General features: G+C 67.6%; 18 protein-coding genes. 9 read left to right on the top strand and 9 right to left on the bottom strand.

Annotated features, from left to right (window positions below):
- The first annotated feature begins 52 nt into the window (after window positions 1–52).
- Both trxB and trxA read left to right on the top strand, forming a co-directional pair.
- Entirely contained in the window at window positions 53–1,027 is a 975-nt protein-coding gene (trxB, locus tag AB0903_RS00865; RefSeq protein WP_366697580.1) for a thioredoxin-disulfide reductase, read from the top strand.
- A 50-nt stretch (window positions 1,028–1,077) separates the two neighbouring features.
- Window positions 1,078–1,410 carry a thioredoxin gene (gene trxA, locus AB0903_RS00870; RefSeq protein WP_264245425.1) on the top strand — a complete coding sequence of 111 codons (333 nt, stop codon included), beginning with the start codon at window positions 1,078–1,080 and terminating at the stop codon, window positions 1,408–1,410.
- 75 nt (window positions 1,411–1,485) lie between these two features.
- On the opposite strand, the gene AB0903_RS00875 is transcribed toward trxA, so the two are convergent.
- From AB0903_RS00875 to rpmH, 9 genes are all read right to left on the bottom strand, one after another.
- Window positions 1,486–2,103: a GNAT family N-acetyltransferase gene (locus AB0903_RS00875; RefSeq protein WP_366697582.1), complete on the bottom strand. Its 618-nt coding sequence runs from the start codon at window positions 2,101–2,103 to the stop codon at window positions 1,486–1,488.
- 306 nt (window positions 2,104–2,409) lie between these two features.
- Window positions 2,410–3,510: a ParB/RepB/Spo0J family partition protein gene (locus tag AB0903_RS00880; RefSeq protein ID WP_366697584.1), complete on the bottom strand. Its 1,101-nt coding sequence runs from the start codon at window positions 3,508–3,510 to the stop codon at window positions 2,410–2,412.
- On the bottom strand, window positions 3,507–4,580 hold the full coding sequence (locus AB0903_RS00885) for a ParA family protein (protein WP_366697586.1): 1,074 nt from the start codon (window positions 4,578–4,580) through the stop codon (window positions 3,507–3,509). Before AB0903_RS00885 ends, AB0903_RS00880 begins: the two co-directional genes overlap by 4 nt.
- Window positions 4,581–4,813: 233 nt before the next feature.
- Window positions 4,814–5,530: a 16S rRNA (guanine(527)-N(7))-methyltransferase RsmG gene (rsmG, locus tag AB0903_RS00890; protein ID WP_356893963.1), complete on the bottom strand. Its 717-nt coding sequence runs from the start codon at window positions 5,528–5,530 to the stop codon at window positions 4,814–4,816.
- Window positions 5,531–5,642: 112 nt separating this feature from the next.
- A complete protein-coding gene (locus AB0903_RS00895) occupies window positions 5,643–6,155 on the bottom strand; it encodes a R3H domain-containing nucleic acid-binding protein (protein WP_366697589.1) in 513 nt (170 codons plus the stop codon).
- A 14-nt stretch (window positions 6,156–6,169) separates the two neighbouring features.
- Window positions 6,170–7,468 carry a membrane protein insertase YidC gene (gene yidC, locus AB0903_RS00900; RefSeq protein ID WP_366697591.1) on the bottom strand — a complete coding sequence of 433 codons (1,299 nt, stop codon included), beginning with the start codon at window positions 7,466–7,468 and terminating at the stop codon, window positions 6,170–6,172.
- Window positions 7,469–7,471: 3 nt separating this feature from the next.
- Window positions 7,472–7,834, bottom strand: coding sequence for a membrane protein insertion efficiency factor YidD (yidD, locus tag AB0903_RS00905; RefSeq protein WP_366697593.1), 363 nt, complete (start codon window positions 7,832–7,834; stop codon window positions 7,472–7,474).
- The gene (gene rnpA / locus AB0903_RS00910) at window positions 7,831–8,202 is read right to left on the bottom strand and encodes a ribonuclease P protein component (protein ID WP_366697595.1); all 372 of its coding nucleotides are present in this window, start codon (window positions 8,200–8,202) and stop codon (window positions 7,831–7,833) included. The genes yidD and rnpA overlap by 4 nt, the downstream gene beginning before the upstream one ends.
- 18 nt (window positions 8,203–8,220) lie before the next feature.
- The gene (rpmH, locus tag AB0903_RS00915) at window positions 8,221–8,358 is read right to left on the bottom strand and encodes a 50S ribosomal protein L34 (RefSeq protein WP_014047156.1); all 138 of its coding nucleotides are present in this window, start codon (window positions 8,356–8,358) and stop codon (window positions 8,221–8,223) included.
- 360 nt (window positions 8,359–8,718) lie between these two features.
- On the opposite strand from rpmH, the gene dnaA reads away from it, so the two are divergent.
- The 7 genes from dnaA (at window position 8,719) to gyrA (ending at window position 20,155) form a co-directional block, all read left to right on the top strand.
- Window positions 8,719–10,473 (top strand): chromosomal replication initiator protein DnaA, encoded by a 1,755-nt coding sequence (gene dnaA, locus AB0903_RS00920; protein WP_366697597.1) that lies wholly within the window; start codon window positions 8,719–8,721, stop codon window positions 10,471–10,473.
- A gap of 819 nt (window positions 10,474–11,292) precedes the next feature.
- On the top strand, window positions 11,293–12,423 hold the full coding sequence (gene dnaN, locus AB0903_RS00925) for a DNA polymerase III subunit beta (protein ID WP_356893975.1): 1,131 nt from the start codon (window positions 11,293–11,295) through the stop codon (window positions 12,421–12,423).
- A gap of 100 nt (window positions 12,424–12,523) precedes the next feature.
- Window positions 12,524–13,402 carry a phosphogluconate dehydrogenase (NAD(+)-dependent, decarboxylating) gene (gene gnd / locus AB0903_RS00930; protein WP_366697599.1) on the top strand — a complete coding sequence of 293 codons (879 nt, stop codon included), beginning with the start codon at window positions 12,524–12,526 and terminating at the stop codon, window positions 13,400–13,402.
- 55 nt (window positions 13,403–13,457) lie between these two features.
- Window positions 13,458–14,585 (top strand): DNA replication/repair protein RecF, encoded by a 1,128-nt coding sequence (recF, locus tag AB0903_RS00935; RefSeq protein ID WP_366697601.1) that lies wholly within the window; start codon window positions 13,458–13,460, stop codon window positions 14,583–14,585.
- Window positions 14,582–15,133, top strand: a complete 552-nt coding sequence (locus tag AB0903_RS00940) for a DciA family protein (RefSeq protein ID WP_366697603.1) — start codon at window positions 14,582–14,584, stop codon at window positions 15,131–15,133. Before recF ends, AB0903_RS00940 begins: the two co-directional genes overlap by 4 nt.
- A 307-nt stretch (window positions 15,134–15,440) precedes the next feature.
- Window positions 15,441–17,510: a DNA topoisomerase (ATP-hydrolyzing) subunit B gene (gene gyrB / locus AB0903_RS00945; protein WP_366697605.1), complete on the top strand. Its 2,070-nt coding sequence runs from the start codon at window positions 15,441–15,443 to the stop codon at window positions 17,508–17,510.
- A gap of 41 nt (window positions 17,511–17,551) precedes the next feature.
- Window positions 17,552–20,155: a DNA gyrase subunit A gene (gyrA, locus tag AB0903_RS00950; protein ID WP_366697607.1), complete on the top strand. Its 2,604-nt coding sequence runs from the start codon at window positions 17,552–17,554 to the stop codon at window positions 20,153–20,155.
- The last annotated feature ends 38 nt before the right edge of the window (window positions 20,156–20,193 follow it).

The following is a 20,193-nucleotide window of genomic DNA, read 5'->3' on the forward strand; positions in this document are numbered from 1 at the left end:
CTGAACCCGCCCCGTAGGCAGTAGGCAGTCTGCAGAGACGAGGAAGAAACCCGTGAGCGACGTCCGTAATGTGATCATCATCGGCTCCGGGCCCGCGGGCTATACAGCCGCGCTCTACACCGCGCGGGCATCGCTCCAGCCGCTGGTGTTCGAGGGCGCTGTCACCGCCGGCGGTGCGCTGATGAACACGACCGATGTGGAGAACTTCCCGGGCTTCCGCGACGGCATCATGGGGCCTGACCTCATGGACAACATGCGGGCCCAGGCGGAGCGTTTCGGCGCCGAACTCGTTCCCGACGACGTCGTGTCGGTCGACCTCACCGGCGACATCAAGACCGTCACCGACACCGCCGGCACCGTACACCGCGCCAAGGCCGTGATCGTCACCACCGGATCGCAGCACCGCAAGCTGGGCCTGCCCAACGAGGACGTGCTGTCCGGCCGCGGGGTCTCCTGGTGCGCGACCTGCGACGGCTTCTTCTTCAAGGACCAGGACATCGCCGTCGTCGGCGGTGGCGACACGGCCATGGAGGAAGCGACCTTCCTCTCCCGCTTCGCCAAGTCCGTCACCATCATCCACCGCCGCGACACCCTGCGAGCCTCCAAGGCCATGCAGGAGCGCGCCTTCGCTGATCCGAAGATCTCCTTCGCCTGGAACAGCGAGGTCGCGGAGATCCACGGTGACCAGAAGCTCACGGGTCTGACGCTGAACAACACGCAGACGGCCGAGAAGTCCCCGCTCGCCGTGACCGGGCTCTTCATCGCGGTGGGCCACGACCCTCGGACCGAGCTGTTCAAGGGCCAGCTCGAGCTGGACGGCGAGGGCTACCTCAAGGTGGACGCCCCTTCGACCCGCACCAACCTCGCCGGTGTCTTCGCCGCCGGTGACGTCGTCGACCACACCTACCGTCAGGCCATCACCGCCGCGGGCACAGGCTGCGCTGCGGCCCTGGACGCCGAGCGCTTCCTCGCAGCCCTTTCGGACAGCGACAAGGCTGCCGAGCCCGAGAAGACCCCTGTGGTCTGATCTCTGGATCCCACTCCCCTCACACCCCGCAGAGAACTAAGGAGGCCGCCGTGGCCGGCGCCCTGAAGAACGTTACTGACGACTCCTTCGAGGAGGATGTCCTCAAGAGCGACAAGCCCGTACTGGTGGACTTCTGGGCCGCCTGGTGCGGCCCCTGCCGCCAGATCGCGCCGTCCCTCGAGGCCATCGCGGCCGAGCACGGCGACAAGATCCAGGTCGTAAAGCTCAACATCGACGAGAACCCGGCCACCGCAGCCAAGTACGGCGTCATGTCGATCCCGACACTGAACGTCTACCAGAACGGTGAGGTCGCCAAGACCATCGTCGGCGCGAAGCCGAAGGCCGCGATCGTACGCGACCTCGAAGGCTTCATCGGAGAGTAAGCACGGCTCCACCGTTTCACGTGAAACATGAATGGGCCCGTCCCCCTCGGAGGCGGGCCCATTCGGCCTCCGCATTCAGAGCGGCCGCAGCGCCGGCTCCTTCTGAACGGCTCCCAGCAAGCGGTCCAGCGCCAGTTCCACGTCCTCTTTCCACGAGAGCGTCGTGCGCAGCTCCAGCCTCAGGCGCGGATACCTCGGATGCGGTCGCACGGTCTTGAAGCCGACGGCGAGGAGATGGTCGGCCGGCAGCACGCAGGCCGGCTCCTTCCACTGTGCATTGCCGAATGCCTCGATGGCTCGGAACCCACGACGCAGCAGATCCTTGGCGACCGTCTGGACAATGACCCGGCCGAGCCCCTGCCCCTGATAGCCGGGCATGATCCACGCCGTCATCAGCTGCACCGCGTCCGCTGCCACGGGGCTCGTGGGGAAGGCCATCGAACGGGGCACATAAGCCGGGGGAGCGTAGAGAACGAAACCGACGGGGACGTCGTCTACATAGACGACCCGACCGCAGGAGCCCCACTCGAGGAGCACGGCGGAGATCCATGCCTCCTTCTCGAGCTCGGGGGTTCCGGCCTTCGCCGCGGCCTCACCGCTGACCGGATCGAGTTCCCAGAAGACACACGCCCGACAACGCTTGGGAAGGTCCGGAAGGTTGTCCAGCGTGAGCGGTACGAGCCGACGCCCCATGGAGGCTAGTCCTCTCTCCCTCGTCTGCCGCGCTGCGAGCGACCGCCAGGGCGCTCCTCCCGAGGAGCAGGCTGCTGACGAAGCCACCCACCGCCCCGAGCCCCAGGGCCGCCGTCACCAGTTGGCCGCAGCTCACCGATCGCATGGCCGTCGCCTTCTCTCCGAAGTGGCTCAAGGTGGATGCGTCATACCAGAACGCATCGTATCCACCCAGCCCCGGCACGGATACCGCACCAAGGCAAAGGGCGGGTCGCCTTCCGGAGTACGGAACACGACCCGCCCTGCAGACAGCGCAAAACGGTGAACTCAGGCGTCCTGGTCATCTGCCGGATCGTCGCCGAGGCTCTTCTCCAGAACACGCCCCTCGCCCGGTGCCAGGGTGCCGAGAATGCGCTCGAGGTCGTCCATCGAGGCGAACTCAACGACGATCTTGCCCTTCTTCCGGCCGAGGTCGACCTTCACTCGCGTCTCGAAGCGGTCGGAGAGCCGAGAGGCAAGATCCGACAGCGCCGGAGAGACTCGCGTACCGGCTCGGGGACCCTTCGGCTTGGGAGAGCTCTGAGAGTTCGAGTTGAGCAGCGTCACGATCTCTTCGACCGCCCGGACCGACAGGCCCTCCGCGACGATCCGGTGCGCCAGCCTGTCCTGCTCGTCGGAATCGTCCACGGAGAGCAGGGCACGGGCGTGCCCGGCAGAGAGCACACCTGCGGCAACCCGCCGCTGGACCGGCGGTGAAAGCCTCAGCAGCCGCAGCGTGTTCGACACCTGCGGGCGAGAACGGCCGATCCTGTCGGCCAGTTGGTCGTGCGTGCAGTTGAAGTCCTTCAGCAACTGGTCGTAGGCGGCTGCCTCTTCCAGAGGATTCAACTGAGCCCGGTGCAGGTTCTCCAGAAGGGCGTCCAGCAGCAGCTTCTCGTCCTCGGTGTCCCGGACAATCGCAGGGATCCGCTCGAGCCCTGCCTCACGGCAGGCGCGCCAGCGGCGCTCACCCATGATGAGCTCATAGCTGTTCGGCCCCAGCTGACGGACCACGACCGGCTGGAGAAGACCCACTTCCTTGATGGAGGTGACGAGCTCCGCCAGGGCGTCCTCATCGAACACCTCCCGCGGCTGACGCGGGTTGGGAGTAATCGCGTCGAGCGGTACCTCGGCGAAGTGGGCGCCGGCCGGGGCGGTCGCCTGTGCGGCGGCGGCCTCTCCATCGGGGAAGGAAGCGGGTGCTTCGGGCGCGGTTGATGCACCCGGCAGCGTGGCGACCTTGGCTGCCGCCACCCCCCTCTCCGCGGTCAGCACGGGAGACGCTCCCGGAGAGGCCGAAGCTCCCTGGTGATTCGGCTGCTTCTCCTGCGGAGCGGCAGGAATCAGCGCACCGAGCCCACGCCCCAACCCTCTACGTCGCTCGCTCACTGGATCCCCTCCGACATGTTCTGCTGACTGTTCCGGCCCGTGTGGGCATGCTGCGGGTCGTATCGGACACCGACTCCCCGCAGAGCAATCTCGCGGGCCGCTTCGAGATACGACAAGGAGCCGCTGGACCCCGGATCGTAGGTCAGCACCGTCTGCCCATAGCTCGGTGCCTCCGAGATACGCACCGAACGCGGGATGCTTGTGCGCAGGACCTCCTCGCCGAAGTGACTGCGCACCTCCTCCGCGACCTGCGAGGCGAGCCTCGTCCTGCCGTCGTACATGGTGAGCAGGATGGTCGAGACATGCAGCGTGGGGTTGAGGTGCCCGCGCACCAGGTCCACGTTGCGCAACAGCTGCCCGAGCCCTTCCAGCGCGTAGTACTCGCACTGGATGGGGATCAGCACCTCCGCACCCGCCACGAGGGCATTGACCGTCAGCAGGCCCAGCGAGGGGGGACAGTCGATGAGGATGTAGTCCAGCGGCTGCTCGTACGCCTGGATCGCCCGCTGCAGTCTGCTCTCCCGCGCCACCAGCGACACCAGCTCGATCTCCGCACCGGCGAGATCGATGGTGGCTGGGGCGCAGAAGAGTCCTTCGACGTCCGGGACCGGCTGGACCACTTCGGAGAGAGGCTTGCTCTCCACCAGGACGTCATAGATCGAGGGAACTTCGGCATGGTGATCGATCCCCAGAGCCGTGGACGCGTTGCCCTGCGGATCCAGGTCGACCACCAGCACACGTGCGCCGTGCAACGCGAGTGAAGCGGCGAGATTGACCGTGGTGGTCGTCTTTCCCACGCCGCCCTTCTGGTTGGCGACGACCATGACGCGTGTCTGCTCAGGTCGGGGCAGACCCTCACCGGCACGCCCCAGCGCCTCCACGGCCAGCTGTGCAGCACGGCCGATGGGGGTGTCGTCCATGGGGGGCGGTGTTTCACGTGAAACATCCTCCCCCGCGGACTCGGTACGGGGACCGGGGACCGGATCGGTCATCGGTCCCGCGATGTTGGCGTCGGACCGCAAGGATTCACTCTCCTCGACATCAGGCTCGCAATGAGCAGAGCCTGTCATGCTTTCGGGGTCGTGAACCAGCGAGGCCCGTGGTTCTGTGGAGGAATCCACGCCTGTGGACAACTCCGTAGCCCGCAAGAGGGGCTTTCGCCCCTTCGACGGGGCGGCCGCACGGCCGCGGCTGATAATTCCCTGCAGAAGTGAGCGACGTTTCACGTGAAACACGATGCACACGCCGCACGACCAGACCGGGACGACACTCCGAAATCAGTACGTATGGCTACGTGTATGGCTCAGCGGCGACGGCGTGTGCGACTCGTCCGCGCCGCCTTGGCCCGCTTTGCGGCGAACCTCACACCGCCTGGGCTCTCCCCGACCTCGACCCGAACGACAGTGGACAGCGGATCGACGAGTCCTTCCCCGACCTGCAAGACCGAGGTCTCCACCACACCCAGCTTGCTGAGGGCAGCCCTGGCTCCCTGGATCTCTTCCTCCGCCGTATCGCCCTTGAGCGCCAGCATCTCGCCGTACGGGCGCAGCAGGGGGACGCCCCAGCCTGCCAGCCGGTCCAGGGGAGCCACCGCTCGCGCGGTCACCACGTGCACCGGAGTCAGCTTCCCAAGGACCTCCTCGGCCCGCCCCCGCACCACCGTCACATGGTCCAGGCCCAGCAGTTCCACGACTTCCTGCAGGAAGTTCGTCCGGCGGAGCAGCGGTTCCAGCAGGGTGATCTTCAGGTCGGGCCGGACCAGGGCCAAGGGGATGCCGGGAAGCCCTGCACCGGAGCCGACATCGCAGACCGTGACGCCCTCCGGCACCACTTCCGAGAGCACGGCGCAGTTCAGCAGATGCCGCTCCCACAGTCGCGGCACCTCGCGAGGGCCGATCAGACCGCGCTTGACCCCGGCATCCGCGAGCAGCTCCGCGTACCGTACGGCCGCTGGAAAGTACTCACCGAACACCTTCCGTGCCGCCTCGGGCGCCTGGGGAAGCTGTGCTGCCTCCGTCACGAGGACCGTCCTTCCGTACCGCACTGCCGCAATGCGGACTGTGGTGGCTGACTAACAGGCTGACAAAGATCGACCCCGCCTGCGAACAGACGGGGCCGACAGAACAAAGCGGTCAGGCAGGAAGTACGACGACGAAGCGCTGCGGCTCCTCGCCCTCGGACTCGCTGCGCAGACCTGCCGCCGCAATGGCGTCGTGGACGACCTTCCGTTCGAAGGGCGTCATCGGGTCGAGCTGCACCGGCTCGCCGGTGGCCTTCACCTCGGACGCCGCCTTGGCTCCGAGCTCGGCCAGTTCGGTGCGCTTCTTCGCCCGGAAACCGGCGATGTCGAGCATCAGCCGGCTGCGGTCGCCCGTTTCCCGGTGCACGGCAAGGCGCGTCAGCTCCTGCAGTGCCTCGAGTACCTCACCGTCCCTCCCCACAAGCTTCTGCAGATCCCGGCCGGCCGTGTCGCTGACGATGGAGACCGCGGCCCGGTCGGCCTCGACGTCCATGTCGATGTCACCGTCGAGGTCGGCGATGTCCAACAGACCCTCAAGGTAATCTGCCGCGATCTCCCCTTCCTGCTCGAGGCGGGTCAGGGTGTCGCCACCTACTGCGGCAGCGGAGATGGTGCCTTCCGTCACGGATGGACTCCTTCTTACTTCTTGGACGACGGGTGCTTGGGCCGCTGCGGACCCTTGCGCTGTCCCGACTTGGGCTGGCGTGCGGAACCGGCGGCGTTGCCGCCGCCCGTGTTCGGCTTGGCATCACCCTGCGAGGAGCCTGCTCGGGCACGCCCCGTGGTGGGCTTGTCCTTCTCCAGGGACGTCTTCGCCGCGGCCCCGGTGCCCCCGGCGGGCTTGTCCGCACCGGTCTGCGTCGTGGCGGCCTGGCGCTTGGCCTTGGTCTGACGCTTGGGCTGCTGGCGCTTCTGGGCGGCGCCGCCCTCGGCCTCGGCCACAGCGGTGTCGCTCTTGATCACCCTGCCGTCCGCCTGCGCGGCCAGGCCGGCCTTGGCGAGACCGGTGACGAACCGGCGCTCGTTGTCGTTGCGGTCCGTGCCCTTGGCGACGATCGCCTGGACGACGTTGCGCTTGCGCCGCGAACGGACCTCACCGTGAGACGTGACACTCTTGAGCAGACGCTGCAGGTACTGGTCCTGGGCCTTGCTGCCCGGCGTGGGGTTCTGGTTGATCACGTACATCTGCTGGCCCATGGTCCACACATTGGTGGTCAGCCAGTAGACGAGAACACCGACGGGGAAGTTGATGCCCATGACGGCGAAGATGACCGGGAAGATGTACATCAGCATCTTCTGCTGCTGCATGTACGGGGTTTTGACCGTGAGGTCGACGTTCTTCTGCATCAGCTGGCGCTGCGTGTAGAACTGCGACGCCGACATCAGGATGATCATGACTGCGGTGACGATGCGCACGTCGGTCAGCGATGCTTTGAGCGCCTCCACCGTCGACGGGTCGTCCATGAACTTGGCCGCGATGGGAGCACCGAAGATGTGCGCCTCACGCGCGCTGTTCACGAGGCTCTCGTTGAGAACCCCGATCTCCTCACCCGAGGCGATCTTGCTGAGTACGTGGTAGAGGGCGAAGAAGAACGGCGACTGCGCCAGGATGGGCAGGCACGAGGAGAGCGGGTTGGTGCCCGTCTCCTTGTACAGCTTCATCATCTCTTCGGACTGACGCTGTTTGTCGTTCTTGTAGCGCTCCTGGATCGCCTTCATCTTCGGCTGGAGCGCCTGCATGTTCCGGGTCGACTTGATCTGCTTCACGAAGAGCGGGATCAGGCAGATCCGGATCAGGATCACCAGCGACACGATGGACAGTCCCCAGGCCCATCCCGTGTCCGGGCCGAAGATCGCCCCGTAGAGACTGTGGAACTGGACGATGATCCACGAGACAGGCGTGGTGATAAAACTGAACAGACTGGCAATCGTGTCCACTAATCAGGCTCCTTGAGCATTGGGCGAGGTCTCTGCGGCCGGACCCTGGGACGCGGAGGCAGACCCCGGGGCAGGCAGATCAGCGGCGGAGTCCCCGCCCTTGCTGTCACCGCGCAAGGCGTTGCGCAGCATTTCGTGCCACCGTGGGCGCTTGCGCTCGGGCACGTGGTCCACGCCGCCCGGCGACCACGGGTTGCACCGCAGGATGCGCCAGGCGGTCAGCACCGTGCCCTTGATCGCGCCGTGCCGGTCGATGGCCGTGTATCCGTAGTGGGAGCACGACGGGTAGTACCTGCAGACGGGCCCCAGCAGCGGGCTGATCGTCCACTGATAGATCTTGATCAGAGCCAGCAGCGGGTACTTCATCGCGCGCCCCCTCCCAGCAGCCGCTGAAGAGCGGCGTCCAGGTCTCGGGCCAGCTGAGCATGTTCGGCGTCGCCCGCGCCGGGCAGCGCCCGTACGACCACCAGGCTACCGGGGGGCAGCACGGAGAGCCGATCGCGCATGAGATGGCGCAGTCTCCGCTTGACCTTGTTGCGGACGACGGCACCGCCCACAGCCTTGCTCACGACGAAACCCGCACACGTCGGGGAGGCGCTCTCCCCAGGCGCGTGCGGGTCCGTTGTGCCGCTGCGAAGGTGGACGACAAGGAGCGGGCGGCCTGCCCTGCGTCCTCGCCGTACCGCAGTCGCGAAGTCCTCGCGCCGCCTCAGCCGGTTCTCGGTAGGCAGCACGTCATGCCCTGTACGCGATCAGGCGGACAGGTTGGCGCGACCCTTGCCACGACGGTTCGCCAGGATGGCGCGACCGGCACGGGTACGCATGCGCAGGCGGAAACCGTGGGTCTTCGCGCGACGACGGTTGTTCGGCTGGAAGGTGCGCTTGCTCACTCGGGGGCTCCAGAAATGATTCGTAGATGGCGGGACATCGCCTGGCTGTCACCGTGCGCCCACGAGTAGCTCGCGATTACGCCCGAGTGCACCGCTTCACAACCACAGATCGTGATCTTTGCCCATCGGAGGCAGGCGGCAGCAGCCATCGACAACTCGACCTGGTCACGGTACGCGGGGCCGCGCCATCCGGTCAAACCAGGCCGGGACCGTGGTCCACTGTGCACAGGCTGTGGACAACAACTTGAACCGCGCGGGTCGCCCTGACTACCGTGGCTGAACTCGGATTCCTTTCCTGCCTGTCTTCCCATCCCGTCCCGAGAACCACACATTCGTGGGACCTGTGAGAGAGCGTGCCTTGTGGCTGACGTACCTGCCGATCTTGCCGCAGTGTGGCCACGAGTGCTCGAGCATCTCCTCGATGAGGGGCAACAGGGCGTGGAGCCGAAGGACAAACAGTGGATCGAGCGCTGCCAGCCGCTCGCCCTGGTCGCCGACACCGCCCTGCTCGCCGTCCCCAACGAATGGGGCAAGCGGGTCCTCGAGGGCCGGCTGGCACCGCTCATCAGCGAGACCCTGAGCCGTGAGTGCGGCCGCCCGATCCGGATCGCGATCACCGTCGACGACTCCGTCGGCGAGGGCCCGGCCCCCCAGTCACCTCCTTCTCAGCAGCAGCCCCGGTATCCGGGCCCGCAGCACGACGAGCACCGGCACGACGAGCACCGGCAGGGCGACCGCTACGACACATACGGGCGCCGGCCCTCCGACGACGGTCTCCCGACGGCACGGCCGGCCTATCCCGAGTACCAGCAGCGCCCGGAACCCGGTGCCTGGCCGCGCACCCAGGAGGACCTGTCGTGGCAGCAGCCGCGCCTCGGCGGCTTCCAGGACCGGGACCCCTACGCCTCGGCCCCGCAGCAGCACGACTACCGCTCTCCGCAGCCGCCGGAGCGCCGGCCGTACGAGTCCCGTCCGGAGCGTCATTCCCTGCCCGAACCGCAGGGACGGCACCGCGGCGGCCCCTCGGGAGCCCCCGGCCCGCTGGGCGCTCAGCCCGCACCGGCACCGGGCCCCGGCGAGCCGCATGCCCGCCTCAACCCCAAGTACCTCTTCGACACCTTCGTCATCGGCGCCTCCAACCGGTTCGCGCACGCCGCGGCCGTGGCGGTGGCCGAGGCACCGGCCAAGGCGTACAACCCCCTCTTCATCTACGGGGAGTCGGGGCTCGGCAAGACGCACCTGCTGCACGCCATCGGGCACTACGCCCGCAGCCTCTATCCGGGGACCCGGGTGCGGTACGTGAGCTCGGAGGAGTTCACCAACGAGTTCATCAACTCCATCCGCGACGGCAAGGGCGACACCTTCCGCAAGCGCTACCGGGACGTCGACATCCTGCTCGTCGACGACATCCAGTTCCTGGCGAGCAAGGAGTCGACGCAGGAGGAGTTCTTCCACACCTTCAACACCCTCCACAACGCCAACAAGCAGATCGTCCTGTCCTCGGACCGGCCGCCCAAGCAGCTCATGACCCTGGAGGACAGGCTCCGCAACCGCTTCGAGTGGGGCCTGACCACGGATGTGCAGCCGCCGGAGCTGGAGACGCGAATCGCGATCCTGCGGAAGAAGGCCGTCCAGGAGCAGCTCAACGCTCCGCCGGAGGTACTGGAGTTCATCGCCTCCCGTATCTCGCGCAACATCCGGGAACTCGAGGGCGCGCTGATCCGGGTGACGGCGTTCGCGTCGCTCAACCGGCAGCCGGTGGACCTGGGGCTCACCGAGATCGTTCTGAAGGACCTGATCCCCGGTGGGGAGGACGCCGCGCCGGAGATCACGGCGAGCGCCATCATGGCGGCCACCGCGGACTACTTCGGGCTCACGGTGGAGGACCTCTGCGGCTCGTCGCGCAGCCGCGTACTGGTTACGGCACGGCAGATCGCCATGTATCTGTGCCGAGAGCTGACCGACCTCTCGCTGCCGAAGATCGGTGCGCAGTTCGGCGGCCGCGACCATACGACGGTGATGCACGCGGACCGGAAGATCCGCGCGCTGATGGCGGAGCGGCGGTCGATCTACAACCAGGTCACCGAGCTCACCAACCGCATCAAGAACGGCTGACGAGCAAGCCGTCACAGCACCTGAGGGCGCTCCGGGGACCCGCCCCGGGGCGCCCTCGGCCGTTTCCGCCCGCCGGTCGTGTTCGAATTCACCCGGCCGTCGGGCCGTTCTCCACAGATGTGGGCAGATTCTTTCCTCCACAGCCTGGGGACCGGGAAGTTGTCCAGAATCGGTCCACAGGCCCACCGGTGGAGAGACCGTCCGTCCAGGTCAGTGCCTTGGGGATTTGTGGTCAACCGAACTCCACAGCCTGTGGACACGGAATCTTTCCACAGGCTGTGATCAACGTTGTCCACCGGCAGCCCACAGGCAGCGGCTCGTTGCCCACAGCTTCTCCACACCCCTGTCCACTGTTCGGCAACGAAACACACCCGCTCACCGCGTCGAGTGAAAGCCGTCACACCAAGAACGTCGATTGGCCTGTGGGGAACGTGGGTAAAGCTGGGGACGGCACTGGGGAGAAGTGCCCTCCGGCTGTGCATCGAATGTGCAGAACTTTCCGGTGTCCACAGAAGGCCCGGGTTGTCCACCGGCTCCGCCCACAGGCACGGTGGACAAAAAAGCGGCTCTGACCTGCGTGAACGACGTTATCCACGGTTTCCACAGGCCCTACTACTACTCCCACTCAGAGTTAGCCCGGAATCCGCTTGGAAGAAGGCCCTGTGCACAACTCGGGCCCGGACCGCCAGGTGCCGCTCGGAGCGACTTGACCCCGACCCGCACCGACTGTCGGCGCCGTACGTCAGACTGGACCCCGGCATCAAGCCGACGACGAAGGCCAGCAGGGCGAGCCAGCAGCAACAGCAGGAGGCGGTTCGGGTGAAGATCCGGGTGGAGCGCGATGTACTCGCGGAGGCGGTGGCCTGGGTGGCCCGCAGCCTCCCGGCCCGCCCGCCGGCGCCCGTTCTCGCGGGCCTTCTCCTGAAGGCGGAGGACGGCGCGGTCAGCTTCTCGAGCTTCGACTACGAGGTCTCGGCGCGTGTCTCGGTGGAGGCGGAGGTCGACGAGGACGGCACCGTCCTGGTCTCCGGCCGTCTTCTCGCCGACATCTGCCGTGCCCTCCCCAACCGGCCGGTGGAGATTTCCACAGACGGTGTACGGGCGACCGTGGTCTGCGGCTCCTCCCGGTTCACCCTCCACACCCTTCCCGTCGAGGAGTACCCGGCCCTGCCGCAGATGCCGACTGCGACCGGCACCGTGCCCGGCGAGGTCTTCGCCTCCGCCGCGGCGCAGGTCGCCATCGCCGCCGGCCGTGACGACACCCTCCCGGTGCTGACCGGTGTGCGGATCGAGATCGAGGGTGACAGCGTCACCCTGGCATCGACCGACCGCTATCGCTTCGCGGTCCGCGAGTTCCTGTGGAAGCCCGAGAACCCGGATGCCTCGGCGGTCGCCCTGGTGCCCGCCAAGACGCTGCTGGACACGGCCAAGGCGCTCACCAGCGGTGACACGGTCACTCTGGCGCTGTCCGGTTCCGGCGCCGGTGAGGGACTGATCGGTTTCGAGGGCGCAGGCCGGCGCACCACGACACGGCTGCTCGAGGGCGACCTGCCCAAGTACCGGACGCTGTTCCCGACCGAGTTCAACTCGGTGGCCGTCATCGAGACCGCGCCGTTCGTCGAGGCCGTCAAGCGCGTGGCCCTCGTCGCCGAGCGGAACACCCCGGTGCGGCTCAGCTTCGAGCAGGGCGTGCTGATCCTCGAGGCGGGCTCCAGCGACGACGCACAGGCTGTGGAGCGGGTGGACGCGCAGCTGGAGGGTGACGACATCTCGATCGCCTTCAACCCGACGTTCCTGCTCGACGGTCTGAGCGCGATCGACTCGCCCGTCGCCCAGCTGTCGTTCACCACGTCGACCAAGCCGGCGCTGCTGAGCGGCAAGCCGGCCGTCGACGCGGAGGCGGACGAGGCGTACAAGTACCTGATCATGCCGGTGCGCCTCAGCGGCTGAAGCGGGCTTGTGAGCGCGTGACCCCACAGGTGTGCACCCGTGTCCCGGCGTAGGCTCGGACACGGGTAGGTACTGCACACAACGATTGAGGAATCATCTGATGGAGCTCGGTCTCGTCGGTCTCGGCAAGATGGGCGGCAACATGCGCGAGCGCATCCGTCGCGCCGGCCATACCGTCGTCGGTTACGACCGCAACCCTGACCTCGCCGATGTCCACAGCCTTGAGGAGCTTGTGGCCAAGCTCAAGGGCCCGCGGGTCGTCTGGGTCATGGTCCCGTCCGGGGCCGCGACGCAGTCCACCATCGACGAGCTCGCCGACCTGCTGTCTCCGGGCGACGTGGTCGTCGACGGCGGCAACTCCCGCTGGACGGACGACGAGAAGCACGCCGCCGAGCTGGGCCGCAAGGACATCGGCTTCGTCGACTGCGGCGTCTCCGGCGGCGTGTGGGGCCTGGAGAACGGCTACGCGCTGATGTACGGCGGCACCGCCGAGAACGTCGCCAAAGTCCAGCCGATCTTCGACGCCCTCAAGCCCGCGGGCGAGTTCGGAGCCGTCCACGCGGGCAAGGCCGGCGCCGGCCACTTCGCGAAGATGGTCCACAACGGCATCGAGTACGCGATGATGCAGGCGTATGCCGAGGGCTGGGAGCTCCTGGAGAAGGTCGACTCGGTCACCGATGTGCGCGAGGTCTTCCGGTCCTGGCGGGAGGGCACGGTCATCCGTTCCTGGCTCCTCGACCTCGCGGTCAACGCGCTGGACGAGGACGAGCACCTCGACCAGCTGCGCGGTTACGCACAGGATTCCGGCGAGGGCCGGTGGACGGTGGAGGCCGCCATCGACAACGCCGTCCCGCTGCCCGCGATCACCGCGTCGCTGTTCGCCCGGTTCGCGTCCCGCCAGGACGACTCCCCGCAGATGAAGATGATCGCCGCGCTGCGCAACCAGTTCGGTGGTCACGCGGTGGAGAGCAAGAAGTAGCCAGAGGTCGTGCACCGCGGTGCACAGCCATGCCGGGGGAAGGTCGGCGCACACCATGCACGTCACGCATCTGTCGCTGGCCGACTTCCGCTCGTACGCCCGGGTCGAGGTCCCTCTCGATCCGGGCGTCACCGCTTTCGTGGGGCCGAACGGGCAGGGGAAGACGAATCTTGTCGAGGCCGTCGGCTATCTCGCCACCCTGGCCAGCCACCGTGTCTCCTCGGACGCGCCGCTGGTGCGGATGGGGGCCGACCGGGCCGTGATCCGGGCCGCCGTCACTCAGGGGGAGCGCTCGCAGCTGGTCGAGCTCGAGCTGAACCCGGGCAAGGCGAACCGTGCCCGGATCAACAGGTCCTCCCAGGTCAGACCGCGTGACGTGCTGGGAATCGTGCGCACGGTGCTCTTCGCCCCGGAGGATCTGGCGCTGGTGAAGGGCGACCCCGGTGAGCGCAGGCGCTTCCTTGACGAACTCGTCACGGCACGCTCGCCGCGGATGGCGGGTGTCCGCTCCGACTACGAGCGGGTGCTCAAGCAGCGCAACACGCTGCTGAAGTCGGCGGCGATGGCCCGGCGGCACGGCGGACGCGGCATGGACCTGTCGACGCTCGACGTCTGGGACCAGCACCTGGCACGCGTGGGCGCCGAGGTGACGGCCCAGCGGCTCGACCTGGTCGCCGCCCTCCAGCCGCTGGCCGACAAGGCGTACGAGGCGCTCGCGCCGGGTGGCGGGCCGGTGCTCCTGGAGTACCGTTCCTCCGCCGGTGGGGCAGGGGAGGCGCACACCCGCGAGGCGCTGGTGGAGCAGCTGACGGCGGCACTGGCCGAGGTGCGCAAGCAGGAGATCGAGCGTGGGGTGACCCTCGTCGGCCCGCACCGTGACGAGCTGGTCCTGAAGTTGGGGCAGTTGCCCGCCAAGGGGTACGCGAGCCACGGCGAATCGTGGTCGTACGCGCTGGCGCTGCGGCTGGCCTCCTACGACCTGCTGCGGGCCGAGGGCAACGAGCCCGTGCTCGTCCTCGACGACGTCTTCGCGGAGCTCGACTCCCGGCGCAGGGAGCGGCTGGCGGAGCTGGTCGCTCCCGGAGAGCAGGTACTGGTGACCGCCGCGGTCGACGACGACGTACCCGCCGTGCTGGCGGGCGCACGGTACGAGGTCTTCGGCGGAGCGGTGGAGCGGGTATGAGCGGCGAGGGCGCGGAGCGTCCGGCCGGGCCGGTGGCTCCCGAGGCGTCGGGTGTGGATCTGGCGCGCGTTGCGTTGCGCGCCGCGAAGGAGCAGGCCAAGGCCCGGGGCGCGGCGGCGCAGCAGAAGAAGCAGGCCAGGCGTGGTGGCGGACTGCGCTCGGGGGCGAGGGCGGACGGCCGCGATCCGCTGCCGCTGGGAGCGGCGATCAATCGGCTGATCACCGAGCGCGGCTGGGAGACCCCGGCTGCCGTGGGCGGGGTGATGGGCCGCTGGCCGCAGATCGTGGGCGAGGACCTGGCCAATCACTGCGTACCGCTGCGGTACGACGAGGCCCCGGACGAGCGGGTGCTCACCGTGCAGTGCGACTCGACGGCGTGGGCGACGCAGCTGCGCCTGCTGGCCCCGCGGCTGGTGGCCCGGCTCAACGAAGACCTGGGGCACGGAACGGTCCGCGTGATCAAGGTCCTGGGGCCCGGTGGCCCGCAGCGCAGATTCGGCCCCCTGCGGGCGCCTGGCAGCACGGGCCCGGGCGACACCTACGGCTGAGGTCCGGCGGGTTCCGTGGCACCCGGAACGGGAGAAAACGGGCGGTGCGGCTGAGGTGTCCCTCACGGTAGCCGGAGGTTGACAGGCCGAAGCGCTCAAGGCGGGTGTGAGCCTCTTGGAGCCCCTTCCCGGATATGGGGAGTCGGACGGTGCGGCTTCAGGGCGCCACAGGCGGACTCAGCTACCGGCAAACCCCCATGAGTGTCAGCGATACCGGTAGACTGGTCGGCAGTCCCGCTTCTGTTGCGGGACACGTCGATTAGATGCCGAACGACGCAGCCGCTCCCGCTTGCCCGGTGAACGGCTCGTGCTGTGCCAGAAAGGGCGCTTCGTGGCCGATTCCGGCAACCCCAACGAGAACACCCCGTCCACCCCTGCCGGTGGGAACGGCGAGGTCACGGCCTCGTACGACGCCAGCGCGATCACCGTCCTCGAGGGTCTGGACGCGGTCCGCAAGCGCCCCGGCATGTACATCGGCTCGACCGGTGAGCGCGGCCTCCACCACCTCGTCCAAGAGGTCGTCGACAACTCCGTCGACGAGGCCATGGCCGGCCACGCCGACACGATCGATGTCACGATCCTCGCCGACGGCGGCGTACGGGTCGTCGACAACGGCCGCGGTATTCCGGTGGACATCGTCCCCTCGGAGAACAAGCCGGCCGTCGAGGTCGTGCTGACCGTGCTGCACGCGGGCGGCAAGTTCGGCGGCGGCGGCTACGCCGTCTCCGGCGGTCTGCACGGTGTCGGCGTCTCCGTCGTCAACGCGCTGTCCTCCAAGGTCTCGGTCGAGGTCAAGCGTGACGGCTACCGGTGGACGCAGGACTACAAGCTCGGCGTGCCCACCGCGCCCCTCGCTCGCAACGAGGAGACGTCCGAGAGCGGCACCACGGTCACGTTCTGGGCGGACGGTGACGTCTTCGAGACCACGGAGTACTCGTTCGAGACGCTCTCGCGCCGCTTCCAGGAGATGGCGTTCCTGAACAAGGGCCTGACCCTGACGCTGACCGACGAGCGCGAGTCGGCCAAGGCCACCGCCGGTGCGGACACGGGCGAGGCGCCGGAGGACATCGAGGAGCCGGCGCGGACGGTCAAGTACCACTACGAGGGCGGCATCGTCGACTTCGTGAAGTACCTGAACTCCCGCAAGGGCGAGCTCATCCACCCCACGGTCATCGACGTCGAGTCCGAGGACCGGGAGCGGATGCTCTCCGTCGAGATCGCGATGCAGTGGAACTCGCAGTACACCGAGGGCGTGTACTCCTTCGCGAACACGATCCACACGCACGAGGGCGGCACGCACGAAGAGGGCTTCCGAGCCGCTCTGACCGGTCTGGTGAACCGCTACGCGCGCGAGAAGAAGCTGCTGCGGGAGAAGGACGACAACCTCTCCGGCGAGGACATCCGCGAGGGTCTCACCGCGATCATCTCGATCAAGCTGGGCGAGCCGCAGTTCGAGGGCCAGACGAAGACCAAGCTGGGCAACACGGAGGCGAAGACCTTCGTGCAGAAGGTCGTCCACGAGACCCTCACCGACTGGTTCGACCGTAATCCGAACGAGGCCGCGGACATCATCCGCAAGGGCATCCAGGCGCAGACGGCACGCGTCGCCGCCCGCAAGGCGCGCGATCTGACGCGTCGCAAGGGCCTGCTGGAGTCGGCGTCGCTGCCGGGCAAACTGAGTGACTGCCAGTCGAACGACCCGACGAAGTGCGAGATCTTCATCGTCGAGGGTGACTCCGCCGGCGGCTCGGCCAAGTCCGGCCGCAACCCGATGTACCAGGCCATCCTGCCGATCCGCGGCAAGATCCTGAACGTCGAGAAGGCGCGGATCGACAAGATCCTCCAGAACACCGAGGTGCAGGCGCTGATCTCGGCCTTCGGCACCGGTGTCCACGAGGACTTCGACATCGAGAAGCTCCGCTATCACAAGATCATTCTGATGGCGGACGCCGACGTCGACGGGCAGCACATCAACACCCTGCTGCTCACCTTCCTGTTCCGCTTCATGCGGCCGCTGGTCGAGGCGGGGCACGTCTTCCTCTCGCGCCCGCCGCTGTACAAGATCAAGTGGGGCCGGGACGACTTCGAGTACGCCTACTCGGACCGCGAGCGCGACGCTCTGGTGGAGCTGGGCAAGCGGGGCGGCAAGCGGATCAGGGAAGACTCGATCCAGCGCTTCAAGGGCCTCGGCGAGATGAACGCCGAGGAGCTGCGCATCACCACCATGGACCAGGACCACCGAGTGCTCGGCCAGGTCACGCTGGACGACGCGGCGCAGGCCGACGACCTCTTCTCGGTGCTGATGGGTGAGGACGTGGAGGCGAGGCGCTCGTTCATCCAGCGCAACGCCAAGGACGTTCGTTTCCTCGACATCTGAGTCGGTCTCAGCTGACCGCACGAAAGGACTGAAGACCAGCAATGGCCGACGAGAACACCACTGTGACGCCCGAAGAGGAGCCCATCGTGCCGGGCGTGGGCATGCGCGTGGAGCCCGTGGGGCTCGAGACCGAGATGCAGCGCTCGTATCTCGACTACGCGATGTCCGTCATCGTCTCGCGCGCACTGCCCGACGTCCGGGACGGCCTCAAGCCCGTCCACCGCCGCGTGCTGTACGCGATGTACGACGGCGGATACCGGCCCGAGAAGGGCTTCTACAAGTGCGCCCGTGTCGTCGGTGACGTCATGGGCACCTACCACCCGCACGGCGACTCCTCGATCTACGACGCCCTGGTCCGTCTGGCCCAGCACTGGTCGATGCGCATGCCGCTGGTGGACTCCAACGGCAACTTCGGTTCTCCGGGCAACGACCCGGCCGCCGCCATGCGGTACACCGAGTGCAAGATGATGCCGCTGTCCATGGAGATGGTCCGCGACATCGACGAGGAGACCGTCGACTTCCAGGACAACTACGACGGCCGCAACCAGGAGCCGACGGTCCTGCCGGCGCGTTTCCCGAATCTGCTGATCAACGGCAGCGCCGGGATCGCGGTCGGTATGGCGACCAACATCCCGCCGCACAACCTCCGCGAGGTCGCCGCCGGTGCCCGCTGGTATCTGGAGCACCCCGAGGCCACGCACGAGGAACTGCTCGAGGCGCTGATCGAGCGGATCAAGGGTCCGGACTTCCCGACCGGCGCGCTGGTCGTCGGACGCAAGGGCATCGAGGAGGCGTACCGCACCGGCCGCGGCTCCATCACGATGCGCGCGGTCGTCGAGGTCGAGGAGATCCAGAACCGCCAGTGCCTGGTGGTCACCGAGCTCCCGTACCAGACCAACCCGGACAACCTGGCCCAGAAGATCGCCGACCTGGTCAAGGACGGCAAGATCGGCGGCATCGCGGACGTCCGTGACGAGACCTCGTCGCGTACCGGCCAGCGTCTGGTGATCGTGCTGAAGCGCGACGCCGTCGCCAAGGTCGTGCTCAACAACCTGTACAAGCACACCGATCTGCAGACGAACTTCGGCGCCAACATGCTGGCGCTCGTCGACGGAGTGCCGCGGACCCTGTCGCTGGACGCGTTCATCCGCCACTGGGTGACGCACCAGATCGAGGTCATCGTCCGGCGCACCAAGTTCCGGCTGCGCAAGGCCGAGGAGCGGGCGCACATCCTGCGCGGTCTGCTCAAGGCGCTGGACGCGATCGACGAGGTCATCGCGCTGATCCGGCGCAGCGACACGGTCGACGTCGCACGCGAGGGCCTGATGGGCCTGCTCGAGATCGACGAGATCCAGGCCAACGCCATCCTCGAGATGCAGCTGCGCCGGCTGGCCGCCCTGGAGCGGCAGAAGATCGTGCAGGAGCACGACGAGCTCCAGACGAAGATCAACGAGTACAACGCGATCCTCGCCTCGCCGGAGAAGCAGCGCGGCATCGTCAGTGACGAACTGGCGGCGCTGGTCGAGAAGTACGGCGACGACCGCCGCTCCAAGCTGGTGCCCTTCGACGGTGACATGTCCATCGAGGACCTGATCGCCGAGGAGGACATCGTCGTCACGATCACCCGTGGCGGCTATGTGAAGCGCACCAAGACCGACGACTACCGCTCGCAGAAGCGCGGCGGCAAGGGTGTGCGCGGCACGAAGCTGAAGGAAGACGACATCGTCGACCACTTCTTCGTCTCCACCACCCACCACTGGCTGCTGTTCTTCACCAACAAGGGCCGGGTCTACCGGGCCAAGGCGTACGAACTCCCGGACGCCGGCCGGGACGCGCGCGGACAGCACGTCGCCAACCTGCTGGCCTTCCAGCCGGACGAGCAGATCGCCGAGATCCTGGCGATCCGCGACTACGAGGCCGTGCCGTACCTCGTGCTGGCCACCAAGGGCGGCCTGGTGAAGAAGACGCCCCTGAAGGACTACGACTCGCCGCGTTCCGGTGGCGTCATCGCGATCAACCTCCGGGAGACGGAGAGCGGCGAGGACGACGAGCTGATCGGCGCGGAGCTCGTCTCCGCGGAGGACGACCTGCTGCTCATCAGCAAGAAGGCGCAGTCCATCCGCTTCACCGCCACGGACGAAGCGCTGCGTCCGATGGGACGTGCGACATCCGGCGTCAAGGGGATGAGTTTCCGAGAGGGCGACGAACTGCTCTCGATGAATGTCGTCCGGCCCGGTACGTTCGTGTTCACTGCAACCGATGGTGGGTACGCGAAGCGGACCGCTGTCGACGAGTACCGCGTCCAGGGCCGCGGCGGTCTGGGTATCAAGGCCGCCAAGATCGTGGAGGACCGCGGCTCGCTCGTCGGGGCGCTGGTGGTCGAGGGGACCGACGAGATCCTCGCCATCACCCTCGGTGGCGGTGTGATTCGTACGCGAGTCAACGAAGTCAGGGAGACGGGCCGTGACACCATGGGCGTCCAACTGATCAACCTGGGCAAGCGCGATGCCGTCGTCGGTATCGCTCGTAACGCCGAGGCCGGTCGCGAGGCCGAAGAGGTCGAAGGGACCGAGGAGGCTGGCGCCGAGCCGGCCGAGGCGGCAGCCGAGGGCACACAGTCCTCGGCCGGGGAGCACGAGGAGTAGAGCGTGAGTGGAGCCACGGGCGCCGGACCGGCCGCATC

It is taken from the genome of Streptomyces sp. NPDC048389 (genome assembly GCF_040706335.1).
In the GTDB taxonomy this organism is placed as follows: Bacteria; Actinomycetota; Actinomycetes; order Streptomycetales; family Streptomycetaceae; genus Streptomyces.

Bases quoted from the DNA above. Each gene is read 5' to 3' on its own strand.
- yidD (WP_366697593.1), bottom strand. From the start codon at position 7,834: ATGAAGTACCCGCTGCTGGCTCTGATCAAGATCTATCAGTGGACGATC.
- AB0903_RS00885 (WP_366697586.1), bottom strand. From the start codon at position 4,580: ATGACAGGCTCTGCTCATTGCGAGCCTGATGTCGAGGAGAGTGAATCC.
- AB0903_RS00875 (WP_366697582.1), bottom strand. From the start codon at position 2,103: ATGGGGCGTCGGCTCGTACCGCTCACGCTGGACAACCTTCCGGACCTT.
- AB0903_RS00940 (WP_366697603.1), top strand. From the start codon at position 14,582: ATGAGCGGCGAGGGCGCGGAGCGTCCGGCCGGGCCGGTGGCTCCCGAG.
- recF (WP_366697601.1), top strand. From the start codon at position 13,458: ATGCACGTCACGCATCTGTCGCTGGCCGACTTCCGCTCGTACGCCCGG.
- gyrA (WP_366697607.1), top strand. From the start codon at position 17,552: ATGGCCGACGAGAACACCACTGTGACGCCCGAAGAGGAGCCCATCGTG.
- gnd (WP_366697599.1), top strand. From the start codon at position 12,524: ATGGAGCTCGGTCTCGTCGGTCTCGGCAAGATGGGCGGCAACATGCGC.